General features: G+C 63.8%; 14 protein-coding genes. 8 read left to right on the top strand and 6 right to left on the bottom strand.

Annotated elements, in window-relative coordinates; all coding sequences use genetic code 11:
* Positions 1 to 145: 145 nt before the first annotated feature.
* From phnE to phnC, 3 genes are read right to left on the bottom strand one after another with little or no spacing between them, the layout of a single operon-like run.
* Positions 146 to 979, bottom strand: a complete 834-nt coding sequence (phnE, locus tag EVC45_RS06055; RefSeq protein ID WP_168991417.1) for a phosphonate ABC transporter, permease protein PhnE — start codon at positions 977 to 979, stop codon at positions 146 to 148.
* Entirely contained in the window at positions 976 to 1,953 is a 978-nt protein-coding gene (phnD, locus tag EVC45_RS06050; protein WP_129957123.1) for a phosphonate ABC transporter substrate-binding protein, read from the bottom strand. The genes phnE and phnD overlap by 4 nt, the downstream gene beginning before the upstream one ends.
* A gap of 59 nt (positions 1,954 to 2,012) precedes the next feature.
* Positions 2,013 to 2,930: a phosphonate ABC transporter ATP-binding protein gene (gene phnC, locus EVC45_RS06045; protein WP_129957122.1), complete on the bottom strand. Its 918-nt coding sequence runs from the start codon at positions 2,928 to 2,930 to the stop codon at positions 2,013 to 2,015.
* A gap of 313 nt (positions 2,931 to 3,243) precedes the next feature.
* On the opposite strand from phnC, the gene EVC45_RS06040 reads away from it, so the two are divergent.
* From EVC45_RS06040 to EVC45_RS46140, 6 genes are all read left to right on the top strand, one after another.
* On the top strand, positions 3,244 to 4,281 hold the full coding sequence (locus EVC45_RS06040) for a M14 family zinc carboxypeptidase (RefSeq protein ID WP_129957121.1): 1,038 nt from the start codon (positions 3,244 to 3,246) through the stop codon (positions 4,279 to 4,281).
* The gene (locus tag EVC45_RS06035) at positions 4,278 to 5,150 is read left to right on the top strand and encodes an alpha/beta fold hydrolase (RefSeq protein WP_129957120.1); all 873 of its coding nucleotides are present in this window, start codon (positions 4,278 to 4,280) and stop codon (positions 5,148 to 5,150) included. Before EVC45_RS06040 ends, EVC45_RS06035 begins: the two co-directional genes overlap by 4 nt.
* 198 nt (positions 5,151 to 5,348) lie before the next feature.
* Positions 5,349 to 10,187 carry an NAD-glutamate dehydrogenase gene (locus EVC45_RS06030; protein WP_129957119.1) on the top strand — a complete coding sequence of 1,613 codons (4,839 nt, stop codon included), beginning with the start codon at positions 5,349 to 5,351 and terminating at the stop codon, positions 10,185 to 10,187.
* A gap of 194 nt (positions 10,188 to 10,381) precedes the next feature.
* Positions 10,382 to 11,287 (top strand): cation diffusion facilitator family transporter, encoded by a 906-nt coding sequence (locus tag EVC45_RS06025; protein ID WP_129957118.1) that lies wholly within the window; start codon positions 10,382 to 10,384, stop codon positions 11,285 to 11,287.
* A 290-nt stretch (positions 11,288 to 11,577) separates the two neighbouring features.
* Entirely contained in the window at positions 11,578 to 12,828 is a 1,251-nt protein-coding gene (locus EVC45_RS06020; protein ID WP_129957117.1) for a glycosyl hydrolase family 28 protein, read from the top strand.
* A 91-nt stretch (positions 12,829 to 12,919) separates the two neighbouring features.
* Complete coding sequence (locus tag EVC45_RS46140; RefSeq protein WP_211193375.1) at positions 12,920 to 13,858, top strand: hypothetical protein; 939 nt, start codon at positions 12,920 to 12,922, stop codon at positions 13,856 to 13,858.
* 101 nt (positions 13,859 to 13,959) lie between these two features.
* Here the strand turns inward: EVC45_RS46140 and EVC45_RS06010 are convergent, their stop codons facing one another.
* From EVC45_RS06010 to EVC45_RS06000, 3 genes are all read right to left on the bottom strand, one after another.
* A complete protein-coding gene (locus EVC45_RS06010; protein WP_129957116.1) occupies positions 13,960 to 14,940 on the bottom strand; it encodes an aldo/keto reductase in 981 nt (326 codons plus the stop codon).
* 307 nt (positions 14,941 to 15,247) lie between these two features.
* Entirely contained in the window at positions 15,248 to 15,553 is a 306-nt protein-coding gene (locus EVC45_RS06005) for a DUF4148 domain-containing protein (protein ID WP_129957115.1), read from the bottom strand.
* A 211-nt stretch (positions 15,554 to 15,764) separates the two neighbouring features.
* Complete coding sequence (locus tag EVC45_RS06000; protein WP_129957114.1) at positions 15,765 to 16,769, bottom strand: LysR family transcriptional regulator; 1,005 nt, start codon at positions 16,767 to 16,769, stop codon at positions 15,765 to 15,767.
* 176 nt (positions 16,770 to 16,945) lie between these two features.
* On the opposite strand from EVC45_RS06000, the gene EVC45_RS05995 reads away from it, so the two are divergent.
* On the top strand, positions 16,946 to 17,812 hold the full coding sequence (locus tag EVC45_RS05995; RefSeq protein ID WP_129957113.1) for an alpha/beta hydrolase: 867 nt from the start codon (positions 16,946 to 16,948) through the stop codon (positions 17,810 to 17,812).
* Positions 17,813 to 17,846: 34 nt separating this feature from the next.
* Positions 17,847 to 19,067 (top strand): efflux RND transporter periplasmic adaptor subunit, encoded by a 1,221-nt coding sequence (locus tag EVC45_RS05990; protein WP_129957112.1) that lies wholly within the window; start codon positions 17,847 to 17,849, stop codon positions 19,065 to 19,067.
* Positions 19,068 to 19,085 lie beyond the last annotated feature (18 nt).

The raw sequence follows: 19,085 nt of genomic DNA, 5'->3' as shown, positions 1-19,085 counted from the left end.
GCGGCGTTTGGCGGCTCGCAAGAAGTGTTGCCGTCGTGCCGCTGATCGCCGCCAAAAAGAAACGGGCGGAGCGGCAGTGCGCTTCGCCCGTGCTGGCCGTCCTGACTTCGGCCGGGGTTCGTGCCCGGCGCGCCGTGCGTCGTCCTCAAATCACCCGCTCACGCAACCAGGCCGAGCCGAGATCGATCACCGTCACGACGACGATCACCATGATCATCACGGCGGCCGTCTGAGCATAGTTGAACGAGCGGATCGCTTCGTACAGCACGACGCCGATGCCGCCCGCGCCGACCATCCCGACCACCATCGCCGAGCGCACGTTCGACTCGAAGCGGTACAGCGCGAACGAGATCCACAGCGGCAGCACTTGCGGCAGCACCGCATAGACGATTTCGTCGAGACGCGTCGCGCCGGTCGCGCGCACCCCTTCGGCCGGGCGCGGATCGATCGCCTCGACCGCTTCGGCGAACAGCTTGGCGAGCACGCCCGTCGTATGCACCCACAGCGCGAGCACGCCGGCGAACGGACCGAGCCCGACCGCGACGATGAACAGCATCGCGAACACCATTTCATTGATCGCGCGGCATGCGTCCATCAGACGCCGCACCGGTTGCACGACCCACTGCGGCGCGAGATTGTGCGCGGACATCAGACCAAACGGCACCGCGCAGACGAGCGAGAGCGCGGTGCCCCAGATCGCGACCGCGAGCGTCACGTACATCTCGTGCACGTAGCTGCGCCACTCGGTGAAGTCGGGCGGGAAGAAGTCTTTCGCGAACTGACCCATGTTCGCGGAGTCGCTGAGCAGATCGAGCGGACGCATGTCGGCGCCGTGCCACGCGCCGCCGAGTACGGCGAGCACCGCGATCCAGCCGAGCAGCGAGCGCCAGCTGCGCTTGCCGGCTTGCTGTTTCGCCTGCTCGGCCCGTGCCGCTTCGCTCGCGTGCGCCGGCGACGTGATCAGATCGGCCGTGTTCATTGCTTCGACTGTGCGTTGCTGAGCGCGCTCAGCTTCGCGTCGAGCGCGGCCAATTGCGTCTTGCGGTCGCTATCGGACAGATGCGTATCGCTCTTGATCTTCTGCTTCTGCTGGAACAGCACGATCTCGCGAATCGGCAGCAGTTGTTGATCCGACGATGCCTCGAAGCCGCTGTACTCGGTGATGCCGGCCATCACCGCTTTTTCGTGCGGATCGGTTTTCGCGTAGTTCAGGAAGAACTTGCGCAGCTTGTCCTTGGTCGCTTGCGGCAGATCCTTGCGCCACACGAGCGGATCCGACGGAATCAGCGGCGAGGTCCACAGCACGCGCACCTGCGCGAACTTGTCCGGGTGCTCGCGCTTGAGCGTCTCCATCATCATGCTGTTGTTGGTCGCGATATCGATCTTGTTGTTGACGACGGCCAGCAGATTCGCCTCATGGCTCGACGGCAGCACGCTCCGGAACGACGTATTGACCGGCGTGTTGTGCTTCGCGAACAGGTAGTAGCCCGGCACCAGCGTGCCCGACGTCGAGTTCGGATCGCCGAAGCCGAGCGTCACGCTCCTGGGGTCCTTGAACACGTCGTCGAGCGTCTTGAAGCGGCTGTTTACGTTGGTGATCAGCAGCGAGTAGTAGCCGCTGTCGCCGTTCGCGTGCTGCGCTTTCGCGAATACTTCGCCACCCGAACGATCGACGGCTTCGATCGCCGACGCGTTGCCGAAATAGCCGACCTGCACCTTGTTGAAGCGCATGCCTTCGATGATGCCGGCGTAGTCGGTCGCGAAGAATGCCTTCACGTCCAGGCCGGTCTGTTTCTTCATGTCGTCGATCAGCGGTTCCCAGCGTTGCTTGAGCACCGCCGACGAATCGGTCGAGATGATGCCGAGGTTGATGTCCTCGGCGTGGGCCGCGGCGACGCAGGCGAAAGCGGCAGCGCCGGCCGCGAGCGTGATCAGGGAGCGCAGGAATTTCATCGGTTGAGATCCGGTTTGGTGGACGGAGAGAATCAGGAGCGCGCGATAGCGCGCGCGGTTCAGTTCGACGGCGCGGCGCTTAGCGCGAACGCGTGGCGCGCGGCGGCGGGGCCGGTGTCCGGACGTGCCGGCGCGGTGGCGGAGTTGGCCGCGTCGGGCGCATCGTGAGCGTGGTCTGCGCCGTGCGTCGCGTCGTCGAGCAGTTCGCGCGCGTCGTCGCCGTAGAGTTTTTTCAGCAGCGCTGCTGTCAGCGCACTCGAAGGGCCGTCGTACACCACCTTGCCGCGACGCAGCGCGACCGTGCGCGGGCAGTACTTCATTGCGATGTCGACCTGATGCAGCGACACCAGCACCGTGATCCGATGCTCGACGTTCAGCGCTTGCAGCATGTCCATCACGCGGCGCGACGACTCGGGATCGAGCGACGCGATCGGTTCGTCGGCGAGCACGATCTGCGCACGCTGCACGAGCGCTCGTGCGAGCGCGGCGCGTTGCTGCTGACCGCCCGACAGGTTCGCGGCGCGCTCGCGCGCATGTTCGCCGATACCGACCTCGTGTAGCGCAGCCAGCGACAGTGCGCGTTCCGCACGCGGGAAGCGGCCGCACAGACGGCGCCGCCACGGCAGGCGCGCGAGCGCGCCGATCAGCACGTTGGTTTCGACCGACCGCCGGTTCACCAGGTTGAACTGCTGGAACACGAAGCCGATGTCGCGGCGAATGCTGCGCACTTCACGCACGATGCGGCCGTTCTGCTGGATCGGCCGGCCGAGAATCTCGATCTGCGACGGCTGCGCGTCGGACGCGGTAAAACCCGCGATATGCCGTAGCAACGTCGATTTTCCCGAGCCTGATGCGCCGATCAGCGCAACCATCTCACCGGGCGCGACGCGCAGATCGATCTCGTCGAGCGCTTTGCGGCCGTTACCAAACGTCTTGCTCAAACGTTCGATTCGAATAGCTTCACGGATCGCTTCCATCTGTGTTTCCTCGCTGCATCCGGACACTGCCGGCATGTGTGGGGCTCATTCTAGGAAGCGACTGTGACGGTTGAGTGAAGGCATCGCAACGTCTAGACGACTACATCTTTGAGTGCGAATTTTCCGCTGTGTCATGTGTCGTCAGGATGGCAAAACGAAGTCAGCGCGAAGTCAGTAACTTGAACGAAAAATGACATACGGATGACGCGATTCGCCTGCACACGTGCGCGCTCGCGCGTGCTGACACACAGCCAGGCTATAGTGCGTCTTTTCCGGCCGCCATTAATAATCCCGACACTCCGGTCACGCCGTCATGCCGACTCCTTTGAGCTTTCTTCCGGACAGTTTTGCCGAATATGAAGATCTCAAGTCGATACTCGACCAAGGCAGGGCGAGCTTCGAAATCCGCGCGGTTTGCGAAACCGAGGTACGCGGCCGGCACTTTTCCGTCTACACCGCGAGCATCGGTTCATCCGATCCGCTCGCGCCGGCCATTGGGTTTTTCGGCGGCATTCATGGGCTCGAGCGAATCGGCTCGCAACTTGTGCTCGACTATATGCGCGCGCTGCTCGCGCGGCTCGAATGGGACGAATTGCTGGTGCGGCAATTGCAGTCCGTCCGGCTGATCTTTCTACCGATCGCGAATCCCGGCGGCATGTGGGCATCGACGCGCGCGAATCCGCGCGGTGTCGATCTGATGCGCAACGCGCCGCAGAACGCCGACGCGCGGGTGCCGCTGCTTGCGGGCGGCCAGCGCGTCGGCGCGTGGCTGCCGTGGTATCGCGGCCGCGAGGGCGAGCCGATGGAGCCCGAGGCGGCGGCATTGCTGCAAGTGGTCGCAACGCAACTCGCCGCGCGGCCGCTCAGCATCGCGCTCGATTGCCATTCCGGCTACGGCTGGAGCGACAGCATCTGGTTTCCGTACGCGCGAACCCGCAGCCAGATGCCGCATCTGCCGGAAATGTACGTGTTGAAAAGCATGTTCGAACACGCGCATCCGCATCACGGCTACACGTTCGAGCCGCAAAGCCATCAGTACCTGCTGCACGGCGATCTGTGGGACTACGCATATGACCGCACGCCGGTGCCGAACATCTTCCTGCCGATGACGCTCGAGCTCGGCTCGTGGCTGTGGATCAAGAAGAATCCGCGCCAATTGTTTTCACGGCAGGGCATGTTCAATCCGGTGATGGAGCATCGCACCGCGCGCGTGCTGCGGCGCCATGCGAACCTGTTCGACTTCCTCGCGCGCGCGGCGTTTTCGTCGCAGCGCTGGCTGCCGCAAGGCAATCGTCGCGAGCAGTTGCTGCAGCGCGCGCTCGACCACTGGTACAGGCCGGATAGCGTATGAGCACGTGGATCCTGCTGCGCGGACTCACGCGCGAAACACGGCATTGGGGGCGCTTGCCGGCGGCGTTGCGCGAAACCCTGGGTCAAAACCCGGCCGGGTGTTTGCGCGAAGCAATCACAACGGCAACTGCGACGAGCGCGACGGGCGTGCGTTTGCTGCTGCTCGATCTGCCGGGCAACGGCGAGTTCGTGCAGCGGCGCGCACCCGCAAGCGTCGCGGGCATGGTCGCCTTCGTGCGGCGCGCTGCACTGCAAACCGGCGTGCCGGGCCCCTACAACGTGATCGCGATGTCACTCGGCGGCATGGTCGCGACCAGTTGGGCCCAGCGTCATCCCGGCGAAATCGGACGTCTCGTGCTGATCAATACGAGCATGCGGCCATTCAGCCGCGCACACGAGCGGCTGCGGCCCTCGGCGTGGCCGGGTCTGCTCGGCGTCGCCGCGCATTGGGGCGATGCGGCCGATGCGGAAAGCGGTATCCATCGCCTGACATGCAACAACGTCGACAGCCTGGGTGCGGATCTCGCCGCGTGGACCGCGATCCGCCACAGCGCGCCGGTGAGCCGCGCGAATGCGCTGCGGCAATTGTGGGCTGCCGCACGTTTTCGCGCGGCGGCCGCCGCGCCGGGCTGCGCGATGCTGCTTCTGTCTTCGCGAGCCGATGGGCTCGTCAACCCGGTCTGCTCGGCGAAGCTGGCGGCGGCGTGGGGCGTGCCGCATCGCGAGCATCCGTGGGCCGGTCACGATCTGCCGCACGACGATCCGGCGTGGACCGCCGCGCAGATTCACGCGTGGCTCACGCAACGCGCCGAAGACAGGGATGCAGCAGCAAGGGCACCGGCACCGGCGCCGGCAAAACCCGCTCGTTGAACCGCGGACGGCGTTGCCGCGCCGCAGCGACGCAACCTCGTTCGGCGGAGTTGTTGCGACGCTTCGACGATTCGTCAGCGGGTATTACCTGACTGCGCGAATCGGCCGCATCGCGCACGGCAGGCGCATAATTCGAACTCAGACGTTGCCTGCGAATCACGCGATACTCACCATTGCCGCCAGCCAGGGGAGTCGATCATGCAAGCAAAGAACGAAGAAGCCGTCACGCACCTGCTGAACGATGTCGTCGAATTTGCGCGGGGGCGGTTGCCGGAACCGACCTTCAATATCGTCGAACCCTTCCTGCGGCACTACTACGATTTCGGCGACGCCGGCGATCTGCAAAGCCGCTCGATCGCCGATCTGTACGGCGCGGCGCTCGCCCACTGGCAGACCGTGCAGCGCTTCGTGCCGGGCCAGCAGCGGCTACGGGTGTATAACCCGATCCTCGAACAGCACGGCTGGCATTCCGATCACACGGTCGTCGAGATCGCCAACGACGACATGCCGTTCCTCGTCGACTCGGTGTCGATGACGGTCAACCGGCACGGGCTCGCGCTGCATTCGGTCGTGCACCCGGTGTTCCGGATCTGGCGCGCGCCGGACGGCAGCATCGCGCGCGTGAGCCAGGGCGCCGAAGAGGCGGGCGATACCGGCTCGCATCTGACCTCGTGCATCCATTTCGAAGTCGATCGTTGTGGCGATGCCGCAAAACTCGACGCGTTGCGCGACGACATCGCGCGCGTGCTCGGCGACGTGCGCGCGGCGGTCGAGGATTGGCCGAAGATCATCGAGCGCGCGAAGCAGACGATTCAGGATATGAAAGTGCGCGAGACCGGGCCCGAGGGCGTCGAAGCGCGCGCGTTCGTCGAATGGATGGTCGCCGATCATTTCACCTTCCTCGGCCAGCGTGATTACGAACTGGTGCAGCACGGCGGCGGCTACGGTTTGCGGGCGGTGACGGGCTCCAGTCTCGGCATTCTGCGCGATGCGCAGCAGCCGGGCAGCGCGGCCGAAGTCACGCCATTGCCGCCGGCGGCCACGGAGATCATCTCCGGGTCGTTGCCGATCTTTCTGACCAAGGCCAATTCGCGCGCCACGGTGCACCGGCCGGGCTACCTCGACTATGTCGGCATCAAGCTGAGCGGCCCGGATGGCAAGATAACGGGCGAACGGCGCTTCATCGGCTTGTATACGTCGACCGCTTATTTCGTGTCGGCCGCGGAGATTCCGATCGTGCGGCGCAAATGCGCGAATATCGTCAGACGGGCGGGCTTCCTGCCGAAAGGCCACCTGGCGAAGTCGCTGGTGACGGTGCTCGAAACCTATCCGCGCGACGAATTGTTCCAGGCCGACGAGGACCAGCTGTACGACACCGCGCTCGGCGTGCTGCGCTTGCAGGAGCACCAGCGCACGCGGCTGTTCGTGCGGCGCGATCGCTTCGACCGCTTCGTGTCGTGCCTCGTGTTCGTGTCGCGCGACAAGTACAACACCGATATGCGGCAACGTACCGCAAACCTGCTCGCTGACGCATTCAATGGCGAGAACGTCGAATTCACACCGCTGCTGTCGGAGTCGACGCTCGCGCGAATTCACTTCGTTGTCCATGCCAAACCCGGTGGGATGCCGGACGTCGACACGCGCGAGCTCGAAGCGCGCCTCGTGCAGGTCACGCGCCGCTGGCAAGACGATCTTGCCGACGCGTTGCTCGACGCCTATGGCGAAGAGCAGGGCAACCGTTTGCTGCAACATTACGGCGCTTCGTTTCCGGCTGGCTATCGCGACGACTACCCGGCGCGCACGGCGGTGCGCGATATCGAACTGATCGAGCGCGTGCAGGGCAGCGAGCGGCTCGCCATGAACCTGTACCGGCCGATCGAATCGGGGCCGCGCGCGTTCCGCTTCAAGGTGTATCGCGCGGGCTTGCCGATCGCGCTGTCGCGCAGCTTGCCGATGCTCGAACATCTGGGCGTGCGTGTCGACGAAGAGCGGCCTTATCTGATCGAAGCAATCGGCGCGACGCCCGCGTGGATCCACGACTTCGGCCTCGAGCTCGCGGACGATGCCGAGTTCGACATCGAGCGCGTGAAAGATCTGTTCGAACAGGCGTTCGAGCAGGTGTGGACCGGCACGATCGAAAGCGACGACTTCAACCGCCTCGTGCTGCGCGCGCAGCTCAATGCGCGCGAGGTGACGATTCTGCGCGCGTATGCGAAGTACTTGCGGCAGGTCGGTTCGACCTTCAGCGACGCGTATATCGAACGCGCGGTGACCGGCAATCCGGCGATCGCGCGCATGCTCGTCGAGCTGTTCGTCGCGCGTTTCGATCCGGCGCTCGGCGCCGTGCGCGAGGCGCGCGTCAACGCTTGCCTGGAAACGATCGACAGTGCGCTCGACCAGGTGCCGAATCTCGACGAAGACCGCATCCTGCGGCAGTTCCTCGGCGTGATCAAGGCGACCAAGCGCACCAACTACTACCGCTATGACGCTCAGGGGCAACCGAAGCCGTATCTGTCGTTCAAGTTCGATCCCGCGCAGGTGCCCGGCTTGCCCGAGCCGAAACCGATGTTCGAGATCTGGGTCTATTCGCCGCGCGTCGAGGGCGTGCATCTGCGAGGCGGGCGCGTCGCGCGGGGCGGCCTGCGCTGGTCGGATCGGCGCGAGGACTTCCGCACAGAAGTGCTCGGGCTGATGAAGGCGCAGATGGTGAAGAACGTCGTGATCGTGCCGGTCGGCTCGAAGGGTGGCTTCGTCGTCAAGAATCCGCCGCCGCAGAGCGAGCGCGATGCGTGGATGCGCGAAGGCGTCGCGTGCTATCAGACCTTCCTGCGCGGCTTGCTCGACGTCACCGACAACCTCGCGGGCACCGACATCGTGCCGCCGCCGGACGTGGTGCGCCACGACCCCGACGACCCGTATCTGGTCGTCGCCGCCGACAAGGGCACGGCCACGTTCTCCGACTACGCGAACGCGATCTCGCAGGAATACGGTTTCTGGCTCGACGACGCGTTCGCGTCGGGCGGCTCGGTCGGCTACGACCACAAGAAAATGGGCATCACCGCGCGCGGCGCATGGGAGTCGGTCAAGCGGCACTTCCGCGAAATGGGCGTCGACACGCAGAGCCAGGACTTCACGGTGGTCGGTGTCGGCGACATGTCGGGCGACGTGTTCGGCAACGGCATGCTGTTGTCGCCGCATATCAAGCTGCTCGCCGCGTTCGATCACCGGCATATCTTTCTCGATCCGAATCCGGATCCCGCCGCGAGCATGGCGGAGCGCTCGCGGCTTTTCATGCTCGACCGTTCGAGCTGGGCCGATTACGATCCGTCGCTGATCTCGGCAGGCGGCGGCGTGTTCCCGCGCAGCGCGAAGACGATTCCACTGTCCGCGGCGGTGCAGACAGCGCTCGGCATCAGCGCGGCGGCGCTGTCGCCGGCCGAGCTGATGCGGGTGATTCTGCAGGCGCCGGTCGATCTGCTTTATAACGGCGGCATCGGCACCTACGTGAAGGCGAGTCGCGAAACCAATCAGCAGGCGGGCGATCGCGCGAACGACGCGATCCGCGTGAACGGCGCGGAGCTGCGCTGCAAGGTCGTGGCCGAGGGCGGCAATCTCGGCTTGACGCAACTCGGGCGCATCGAGTTCGCGCAGCGCGGCGGCCGCATCAATACCGATGCCATCGATAACTCGGCCGGTGTCGATTGCTCGGATCACGAAGTCAACATCAAGATTCTGCTGGGCCTCGTCGTCGCCGATGGTGAGATGACGGAGAAGCAGCGCAATGCGTTGCTTGCCGAAATGACCGATGAAGTCGGTCTGCTCGTGCTGACGGACAACTACTATCAGACTCAGGCTTTGTCGATCGCGGGCCGCTTCGGCGTCGAGCTGCTCGATGCCGAAACGCGTTTGATGCGCTATCTGGAGAAAGCAGGGCGGCTCAATCGCGTGATCGAGTTTCTGCCCACCGACGAAGACGTCGCCGAGCGCGCGGCCGCGAAGCAGGGTCTCACGACACCGGAACGCGCGGTGCTGCTCGCGTACAGCAAGATGTGGCTGTATGACGCGCTGCTCGAATCGTCGATGCCGGAAGACCCGCTCGTCAGCGACATGTTGATCGTGTACTTCCCGAAACCTCTGCGGCAGCGTTTCCGCGAGCCGATGCAGCGCCATCCGCTGCGCCGTGAAATCCTCGCGACGTATCTGACCAACGCGCTCGTGAATCGCGTCGGCTGCGAGTTCGTGCATCGGCTGATGGAGGAGACCGATGCCCAGCCCGGCGACATCGTGCGCGCGTGCATCATGGCGCGCGACGTGTTCGATCTCGATCAGATCTGGCGCAGTATCGACGCGCTGGACAACCGTGTCGCCGACGACGTGCAGGCACGCATGTTCGTGGAGGTCGCGCGGCTCGTCGAACGCTCGGCGCTGTGGTTCCTGCGGCATCTGCAAACCGGCGCGGCCAACGGCGACGTGACCGGCCTGCTCGCGCGCTGTCGCGATGCCGCGCAGCGTCTCGCGCCGCAATGGCCGGCGCTATTGCCCGCCGCCGATCTCGAAGCGTTGTCGGAGCGGCAACGGGTGTTCGTCGATGCGGGTGTCGATAGCGATCTCGCGGTGCGTATCGCGAGCGGCGAGGTGTCGGCCGCGCTGCTCGATATCGCCGAAGTCGCGTCGACCTGCGGGCGCAATCTCGAACAGGTCGCGGGCGTCTACTTCGCGCTCGGCACGCTGCTGAACTACAGCTGGATCAGCGAGCGCGCCGCGTCGCTGCCGGCGCCGACGCATTGGGACATGCTCGCGCGCGCGTCGGCACTGGCCGAACTCGCGCGGCTCAAGCGCGCGCTGACCACCAGCGCCTTGGCCGGCGCGACCGATTCGTCGACGCCCGATTCGCTGGTGCAAACGTGGCGCGAGAAACGCGCGGCGCAGCTCGAGCGCTATACGCGTCTGCTGACCGATCTGCGCGCGACCGGCGGCGCGAGTCTTTCGGTGCTGCTGGTGGTGGTGCGGGAGATGGCGGCGCTAGAGAGGGCGTGAGCGGCGCGAATGGCGTAGAGGACGCCTGGGGAAGTGGCGGCACGACGACACATCAGGTCCGATTCCCGCGACCTGGTGTGTGGTTGTCATCCATAATACCGGGTACTTGCCGAGAGCTTCGATCGTGCAATACCCAACGGTAACCAGCCAATACCCGGCCAATATCCGGACCACTCACGGACGCCCGCCCGCAGATGACAGAAGAATCGCCGAAAGCCATTTTCTACGCACTCGCCGCCAACCTCGGCATCGCCGTCTGCAAGTTCGCCGCGGCGGCGTTCACTGGCTCCGGTTCGATGTTCGCCGAAGCAATTCACTCCACCGCCGACTGCGGCAATCAACTGCTGCTGCTATTCGGACTGCGCGAAGCGCGCAAGCCGGTGAGCCCTTTGCATCCAATGGGCAGCGGCCGCGAAATCAACTTCTATTCGTTGCTGGTGGCGCTGCTGCTGTTTTTCGTCGGCGGTGCGTTTTCGGTGTATGAGGGCGTGCATCGACTGATTGCGCGCGAGCCGTTGCAGTATGCGTTCGTCGCGTTGGCGGTGCTCGGGGTATCGGTGGTGCTCGAAGCGCTATCGTTGTGGGGCGCGGTCAAGGAGATTCGCAAGACGCATCCGGATAAGAATCTGTGGCGCTGGTTTCGCGAGACGCGCGAATCGGATCTGCTGGTCGTGGCCGGCGAAGATATCGCCGCGCTGTTCGGTCTCGCGATCGCCTTCGTCGCGGTGCTATCGACGATGCTGACCGGTGACCCCGTGTACGACGCGCTCGGCTCGGTCGGGGTCGGTCTGCTGCTGATGACGATCGCGTGGCTCGTCGCGCGTGAAGTGAAGTCGATGATCGTCGGCGAATCGGCGAGCCCGGAAGTGCGCGGCGCCATCGACGCGCATCTGCGCGCGCGTCCCGAGATTCGCAGCATCATGAACATGATCACGCTACAGTGGGGACGTCATGTGGTGGTGGCGGTGCAGGCGGAAATGATCGACTACGCGAGCGGCCGCGCGATGGTCGATGCGATCAACATCATCGAGGCCGATCTCCAGGCCACGTTCCCGCAGGTGCGCTGGGTGTTCTTCGAACCGGATGTGCCGCGTAATTAAGAACGTCTTCCATTCATAACGGCAGCGCGTTCTGCCGCCCGGCGTTTTCCTTCTCACTGTTTCAATGCTCGTTGCATGCAGATTGTCTTTGCCCGCAACGACTCGCTGAACCGGCGCATCGCACCACGCCGATTGCGCCGCTCCTATCGACATCCCGTTTGCTTGACAGGCCTGAGCCCGGAACCTAGTATTCGTCCGGGAATTGGTCATACGACTACACAGTAGTCAGGCCACCTATCCAATTTCCGTCTCAGGCTCCCATAAAAACGTGCGTCACATCGGAGATGTCGATGAAAAAAATCAGTCGCGCCTTTTCTTCCGTTGTACTTACATGTTCCTGTCTGTTTGCCATTGCCGCTCATGCGCAAACACTGGCGACCGGCGATAGCCGAACCGTGACGCAGCCAGCTTATCCCACCGTTTGCACCACGCTCACCGCGCAATTCACGAGTTCTCAACGCGCATCGCCGCCGACCACCGACGACACGAGCCGCCTGCAAGCGGCCTTGAACAGCTGCGCCGGTACGGGCGGCAGCGTCGTGCTGGCGTCTTCGGGATCGAACAACGCGTTCTATACCGACAGTCTGACGATCAGCGGCGCCGGCATCGTGGTCAATTCGGGCGTCACGTTGTATGGCAACAATAGCTACTCGGGCAACGCGAACCTGCTGTCGTTCTCGGGCACGAATGCGTCGTTGATGGGGCCGGGCACCGTCGACGGCCGCGGCGATATCATCAGCGGCACGCCGCGGCTCGTGCAGGCGAGCAATATCACGAACTTCGTCGTCTATAACGTGACGCTGTCTCAGGCGGCCCATCCGAATCTCTACGTCGAAGGCGGCAGCGGCTTCACCGCATGGAACGTGTCGATTCGCACGCCGGCCACGCGGGCCAATGCCGACGGGATCGACATCGACAGCCTGACCAATGCGACGGTGACCAACTCGGACATCGAAGCCGGCGACGATGGTGTCGCGGTCAAGACGAACTCGGGCAACCTGTCGAACGTCACCGTATCGAACACGAAGCTGCACGGTACGCATGGTTTGTCGGTCGGCAGCATCGCGAAGAACACCGTGTCGAACGTGCTGTTCAAGAACAACTACGTGTACGGCAACGATCTGAGCGGCACGGCCTCGACCGACGCGAACGCGATCAACGTGAAGGCCGATCCGTGTTCGCTGACGGTGCAGCAGGTCAGCTACGTCAATACCTGCATCACCAACGCGAAGCATCTGATCGTGACGGATACCAACTACAGCAGTTGCAGTACCGGCGGCACGCCGACGTTGTCCAACATCATCGTCAATGGCGCTTACTCGACGGCGTCGCTATCGGGTGCCTATACGAAGATCGATGGACGCAGTTCGAGCTTTCCGGTGACGGCGTATCTGGCCAACGTCAGCCTCGATGCGACCGCGCAAAGCGGCGACCAGTACGCGAACGTCGGTCTGTATAACTCGAACGTCACGCCATCCGGCACGGGTGTGACCACGTCGAGCTTCACGCTGAGCGGCAGCGTGCCGAGCTGCTCGTTCTAACGGCGGAGTAGCGTTGCGGCTAGCGGTGCGGAGAGGCGCGTCATCGGCTCATCCGCATCGCTCTCTCAAGCGATCGTCGTCAAGGATAGGCATGCCGGAAAAATGGCTGGGACCTGTTAGCGTGATCTGCGCGGCGGCGCTGGGTCTGTCGAGCGGCGTGCTGTATTTCCGGCATGCGGCGCCAGCAACGGCGGCAGCAACGAACGTCGTCGCGGATAGTCAGAACAACCGGGCTGCCGCGGCTTCAGTCCTCGCGCCCGCAGCCGATGCCGATACCTCGTTGCGCATCTGGCCCGGGGATTCGAGCCTCGCCAACGGTCTGGCGATGACGGACAGCCACGATCTGATCGTCAACGACGCATTGCGTGACCTGGTCGACTTCTACCTTCTCGAACAGACGGCCGACGACCGTGCGGAGCAACTGGAGTTGTATCTGAGAACCCGGCTGAGTCCTCCTGCTTCGGAGCAAGCGGTGCAAATCGCCGAGCATTACGTGGCCTATATGAAAGCGCACGACGATCTGCTCGCCGCGCAGAACCTGAGTGCGCAGAACCTGAGTGCATCGAACGTCGACATCAACCGTATCGTGACGTGGCGTCAGCAGCGCGACCAGTTGCGGCAACGGATGCTGGGCGACCAGGTCGTGCAGGCGTGGTATCAGAACGACGATTCGCAATTGACGCAGGCCATCGACGAATGGCGGCAACGCACGGCCGATCAGGACGGGATAGCCGCCGCCGGGGAGCAACCGCGTTATCCGGTTCCTCATTGGCGAAACAGCCACGACGAAGAGCAGCACATCCAATACCTGCTCGGACTACTGCAAAAAACGGTGACGAGCTTCAGCGAGCGTAGCCGGGAAGGACAGCATTGGGCCGAGCGCTATTCGAGCTATCAGAACGACGCTCGAAAGATCGTTGGCGATGCCAGTCTCGACGCCTCGCAGCGCAACGCGCAGCTTCAGGCGTTGCGGGTGAAGTTATTTCCGACGCAAGCCGAACGGCAGCGCGCGCATGAACTGGGACCTTGAACGCTGGGGGCGAGACAAGGAGAGATGGGGCGAAACGACGTGCGCTGCAATCGCGCGTCATTCCGCCTGTCCTGACTGGATGCGAGGACGCATGCCGTTGCTTATTTGAACCCCGCCACCGCGTGCGGCACATACAGTTCTTCGAGCCGGCGAATCTCTTCGTCACTGAGATTCAACGACACCGCGGCGACCGCATCGTCGAGATGATGCAGCTTGGTCGCGCCGACAATGGGCGCGGTAATCGGCTTCTTTTGCAGCACCCACGCTAGCGCGACCTGCGCGCGCGGCACGCCGCGTTCTTTCGCAATCTCGCTGACGCGCTCGACGATACGCCGGTCCGCTTCCTGCGTATGAGCGTACAGCGTGCGGCCGAATTCATCGGTTTCCGAGCGCGCGCTTTCGGTGTCCCAGTCGCGCGTCAACCGTCCGCGTGCCAGCGGACTCCACGGAATCACGCCGATGCCTTCGCTTTCGCACAGGGGCAGCATTTCGCGCTCTTCCTCGCGATACAGCAGATTCACGTAGTTCTGCATCGTCACGAAGCGCGTCCAGCCGTGGCGCTCGGCCACCTGCAGCGCCTTGGCGAACTGCCATGCGTACATCGACGACGCGCCGATATAGCGCGCCTTGCCGGCCTTCACGACATCGTGCAACGCTTCCATCGTTTCCTCGATCGGCGTGCCGTAGTCCCAGCGATGGATCTGATACAGGTCGACATAGTCGGTACCGAGACGCCGCAGGCTATGATCGATCTCCGCCATGATCGCCTTGCGCGACAGCCCCGCGCCGTTCGGCCCCGCATGCATGCGGCTATTGACCTTGGTGGCGAGCACGATTTCATCGCGCTTCGCAAAGTCCTTCAGCGCACGGCCGACGATTTCCTCGCTGGTGCCGTCCGAATAGACGTTGGCCGTGTCGAAGAAGTTGATGCCGTAATCGAGCGCCTGCTTGATGAAAGGGCGCGCGGCTTCGTCGTCGAGCGTCCAGGCATGCGTGCCGCGCGAGGGCACGCCATAACTCATACAGCCGAGACAGAGACGCGATACATCGAGGCCGGTGCGGCCGAGTTTCACATAATCCATCGTGTTGCTCCTATGGTGAAGCGCACAATCCCTCTGCGAGGGAAGGACCTTCGATTATAGGGAAACGACGGCAAGCGCGTCGTCACGGGCCGCACCCGCTTTCGACCGCTTCAATGCAAATGCGCCCGCGAAGCCACTTCGCGGGCGCATGACGGCGAGTGCTGTGAACGACAGCTGACGCTCAATGCTGTACCGGGCGATACGGTGTCCACACGGGCGTGTCGGTATCCCAGTTATCGAGTTCCGATGGGGTCATGATGTGCTCCTTGATCAAAATGCGCGCTCAAGCGCGCCGGGTTCCAACTAGTTACTGGGCTTTGGCGACGCGCGTCACTTCACCATTCGTCCCTTCCTGCAACGCGATGCGCGCGGCTTGCGTCTGGCCGACCAGGCCTTTGTCCGGATACGAGGTGCGGTTCAGCGAAGGTAGCGAGCCGTCGCGATACGCGGCGACCAGTTCGGCCTTGACCTCGGCGCGTGTCTTCGTGCTCGCGCGGGGCGCCGGTTGCGTGTCATACGTTCCCGCGCGGCCAATGCCACCGCCGCCTTCCGCAAATGCCGGAACACTGACGAGCAGCGACAGGGCGAGGCCTGCCAACAGATTGCGTTTCATGATTCACTCCTGTCGATTCGCTGGCAGCGCGGTGGCGCTGCGACAGGGTGAAATGTAGACGTCAACGCGGTGCGGATAAATCGCGGTTTTGCGAAATGAATTGTCGCGATTCAGGAACAATCGCGGGCAGGGGCTTCAAAAAGCCGTGCAATCGCACGATTGCCGCGGCATTGGCGCCGCGGCTGGAATTCACTGTTTCATTTACCGTACTTCAGGCGACCCATTCGGTCATCACCGGCGTGTCGAGTGCCGGCGCCGACTCGAGCTCCTCGAACGTGCGCTTCGAGCAGGTGGCGTCGAGACTGCCGCGTCCGCTCAGCAATGGGCAACGATCGAATAGCTCCGCAATCCAGTCTACGAAAACGCGGACTTTCGGCGACAGATGACGACTGTGCGGATAGACTGCCGAAATCGGCATCGGCAAGGGCTTCAACTCCGGCAGTACTTCGACGAGTTGACCCGAGCGCAGATGCGGCAGCACCATGAAGAGCGCCGGCTGAATCAGGCCGAAGCCTTCGAGTCCGCAGGTCACGTAGGCATCCGCGTCGTTGACCGACACGATGCTCTTCATCTTCACTTCCATTTCTTTGCCGTTCACGAGGAACGCCCAATCGATCGTGCGTCCCGTGCGGCTCGAGAAATAATTGACGGCTTTGTGATTGTCGAGATCTTCGAGCGAAGTGGGCATGCCCGCGCGCTTGATGTAGTCGGGTGCCGCGCAGGTCACGCCCTCGAACAGACCGATGCGGCGCGCGACCAGCGACGAATCCTGCAGCGCGCCGACCCGCACCACGCAATCGACGCCTTCCTGCAACAGATCGACGGGCCGGTCGGTCAGGCCAAGTTGCAGATCGATGTCCGGATAGCGCGTGTGGAATTCGCACAGCGCGGGAATCACGAGCAGACGGCCGATCGAGCCCGGCATGTCGATGCGCAGCTTGCCGTGCGGCTTCTTGTTGCCGCTCTGGAAACTTGCCTCGGTCTCTTCGACGTCCGCGAGGATGCGCACGCAGCGCTCGTAGTACGCGGCGCCATCGGGCGTCAGCGACAGACGGCGGGTGGTCCGGTGCATCAGCCGCGTGCCGAGAAACGCTTCGAGGTTCTGAATAATCGTAGTAACCGACGCGCGCGGCAGATCGAGCGTCTCCGCTGCGCGGGTAAAGCTGTTGGTGTCGACGACGCGCGTGAACACTTGCATGGCCTGAAGCCGGTCCATTGCAAACCTCCAGAAGGGGCAGGTGCGCAGGGCGGGAATGGAGTCCGCGAAAACAATCGCAACGGGATTGTTCAAAGGCACCGAATTGTGTTGCCGCATTATAGGTATTTATTTGCGAGTCTGCCGAACCCACAATTCGCACCATTGAAGTTCTATGCGCATTTGCGCGGCTCGACATGGTTGCATTCAAATTGCCGTTCCCGCCTGTTTCCACCGGCGTTTGCGCCGAAGACACTGGCGCCGAGGCTAATGTCACGACACTCGAAGTCACCGACGTGGGTATCGATGGGCACGCTCAGCCCATTACGCTGCGCCTGTATCGGCTGACGAAAAAAACCGCATTGCCGGTGCTGCTTTATTTTCACGGCGGCGGTTTTACGAAAGGCTCGATCGAATGCGCGGACTTTGCCGCGCGGTATTTCGCAGAACACTTACCGGCGCTCGTGGTGTCGGTCGGCTATTCGCTCGCGCCGCGGTTTCCGTTTCCAGCCGCGCCCGAAGACGCGCATCGCGCGGCACTGTGGGTGCAGACGCGGGCGCGCGCGTTTGGTGGCAATAGCAGAAAGATCGGCGTGGCGGGCCATGACGCGGGCGGTCAGCTCGCCAACTGTCTGGCCTTTATCGCGCGCGATCGGGGCGACGTGCAGATCAGCGCGCAGGCACTGTTCGGGCCGATGCTCGATCCGAGCCTGACGCGGCTGGGCGACGAGAAGCGTCTCGGTTCGGACATCACCGCGCGCGAGTGCGCCGCGTGTTATCGGGCGTATCTGCCGCAAGCGTCGCAGCGCATGCATCCGTACGCGGCGCCGCTCGAGTCGTCGCGGCTCGCCGGCTTGCCGGCCACGCTGATCGCGACGGCGCAGAACGACGTGCTGCACGTCGAGGCCGAAAAGTATGCAAGCAATCTGATCGACGCGGGCGTGCAGACCCAGGTGGTGCGCTTTCCGAGCGTGTCGCACGCTGCGCTCGCCGATCATCCGCCCGCTTTGCAGGAAGCGGTGCGCTTTTTCCAGTGGCGCTTCGATGCGCGCGCTCATCGATAAACAGAACTTCAAGCAACGATACCGGGAGCTACACATGACTATCCTTCCTCTTTCCCGCCGCCGCGTGGCGCTTGCCGCGCTAGTGGTCGTCATCCTCGCCGGGCTCGGCACGTTCGGCGCGATCCGTGTGGATGCGCGATCGCCGGCCGCGCCGACCATCGTGCCGGAAGTCGATGTGGCGACCGTCGTGCAGAAGACGATCACCGACTGGCAGTCCTATTCGGGCCGTCTCGAAGCCGTCCAGAAAGTGGACGTGCGTTCGCAGGTGCCAGGCACGATCGTGTCGGTGAACTTCAAGGACGGCGCGCTCGTGAAGCAGGGCGATACGCTGTTCGTGATCGATCCGCGTCCGTATGCGGCCGAAGTCGATCGCGCGGAAGCGCAGCTCGCGGCCGCGCAAGCGCGCACGGGTTACACGCAAAGCGACTGGGAACGCGCACAACGGCTGATCGTCGACAACGCGATCGCCAAGCGCGACTACGACGAGAAGCAGAACGCCGCGCGCGAGGCGAGTGCGAACCTGAAGGCCGCGCAAGCCGCGCTCGAATCCGCGCGCATCAACCTCGGCTACACGAAGATCGTCGCGCCGGTGGCCGGCCGCGTGTCGCGCGCGGAGATCACGGTCGGCAACGTGGTGTCGGCCGGCGCCAGCTCGGCGCCGCTGACAACGCTCGTGTCGGTGTCGCCGATCTACGCGTCGTTCGATGCAGACGAGCAGACCTACCTGCAATACCTGAGCCGCGCGAAAGACGGCAGCAAGGTGCCGGTCGAGCTCGGTCTCGCCGACGAATCCGGCTACTCGCGCAGCGGCACGATCGAATCGGTCGACAACCGGCTCGACACGTCGTCGGGCACGATCCGCGTGCGCGCGAAGTTCGACAACGCGGACGGCGCGCTGATTCCGGGCCTCTACGCGCGCGTCAAGGTGGGCGGCAGCGCGCCGCATCCGGCGCTGTTGATCGACGATGCCGCGGTCGGCACCGACCAGGACAAGAAGTTCGTGCTGGTCGTCGATCAGGGCAATCACGTCGTCTATCGCGGGATCACGACGGGTTCGATGCAAGGCAATCTGCGCGTCGTCAAGGACGGCTTGAAGCCGGGCGACCGCATCGTCGTCAACGGCGTTCAGCGTGTGCGTCCCGGCGATGCGGTGCGCGCGCACATGGTGCCGATGACGACCGACGACGATCCGAACAGCGCAGCGGTCGCGCAGTCGCGTGCCAAAGCGGACGCCGGCGCGAAAGGCAATTCGTGAGCCGCATGCATGTTCCAA

Origin of the sequence: Paraburkholderia sp. UYCP14C (genome assembly GCF_004197395.1) — a bacterium.
Classification (GTDB): Bacteria; Pseudomonadota; Gammaproteobacteria; order Burkholderiales; family Burkholderiaceae; genus Paraburkholderia.
This window is presented reverse-complemented; position numbering and strand designations above follow the sequence as displayed.